The following is a 1,105-nucleotide window of genomic DNA, read 5'->3' on the forward strand; positions in this document are numbered from 1 at the left end:
AAGGCTTCCTCCTAAAAGAAAGCCTTGAATCACGTTCAATCTGATTTGAGAATCCCAAGAGTCCACACGGCCTAGAAAGCCCCGCCACATCTCGTCCGGGCGAAGCATTCCGTCGTTGAACCATTCCTTGGCCGGGTTGGACTAACGTCCAGGCGGAAATTCTCCGTTCGCTGTGTCGAACGGACGGCAAAAGACGTTTCTGCGCTACCTCGGCTGTGAATGACAGCTATCAGCGGCGCCCGCCTCTTTATTGATCTCGGCCAGAAAATGCTGGCCCGAAAAACAGTCACCGCTAGTTACGGAGGAGATGCCATGACGGAGATCCGGCTGGCCTCGCTGCAGGGCGGGGCGATTGCGTTTGCAAGCGATGCGATAGATGCCTTTCGGCAAACATTGCGGGGCGATGTCTGCCTGCCCAACGAGCCGGGCTACGAGGAGGCACGCACGATCTGGAATGCGATGATCGACCGCCACCCGGGCGCAGTCGTACGCTGCAAAGGAGCTGCAGACATCATGCGCGCCGTGCGGTTTGCGCGCGACCACGGACTCTTGCTCGCCGTGCGTGGCGGCGGTCACAACATCGCGGGCAATGCCGTTTGTGAAGGCGGGCTGCTGATCGATCTTTCGCTGATGCGTTCGGTCCGGATCGATCCGCTTAACCGCACTGCGCGTGTAGAGCCAGGCGCAACGCTTGGCGAATTCGACAAGGAGGCGCAGGCTTTTGGCCTTGCCACCCCCCTCGGCATCAACTCGACGACTGGCGTTGCGGGATTAACGCTGGGCGGCGGCTTCGGCTGGCTCAGCCGCAAGTTGGGGCTTGCCGCTGATAACCTCATCTCGGCCGACGTGGTGACGGCCGACGGCGGACTCGTGCGGGCGAGCGAGGCCGAGGACGCTAACCTGCTCTGGGCGCTGCGCGGAGGCGGTGCCAATTTCGGCGCGGTGAGCTCGTTCGAGTTTCGCCTGCATCCGGTCGGCCCAATGGTGTTGGCTGGACTCATCATCCATCCCTTTGCACGGGCGAACGAGCGTGAGCGTCACGAGAGGATCGCCGTGCCCGGCCTTGACTTGCGCGGAATGCTTTGGATTGCCCGATCGGGGTGAT

General features: G+C 61.7%; 1 protein-coding gene. It reads left to right on the forward strand.

The genetic code is table 11. The features are described from left to right. The first annotated feature begins 312 nt into the window (after positions 1 to 312). The gene (locus AAFX91_RS41865) at positions 313 to 1,104 is read left to right on the forward strand and encodes an FAD-binding oxidoreductase (protein ID WP_394570370.1); all 792 of its coding nucleotides are present in this window, start codon (positions 313 to 315) and stop codon (positions 1,102 to 1,104) included. Position 1,105: the final 1 nt, after the last annotated feature.

It is taken from the genome of Bradyrhizobium sp. 31Argb, from assembly GCF_043638955.1.
Lineage (GTDB): Bacteria > Pseudomonadota > Alphaproteobacteria > Rhizobiales > Xanthobacteraceae > Bradyrhizobium.

Coding starts and splice junctions, on each gene's coding strand:
- AAFX91_RS41865 (WP_394570370.1), top strand. CDS start 313: ATGACGGAGATCCGGCTGGCCTCGCTGCAGGGCGGGGCGATTGCGTTT.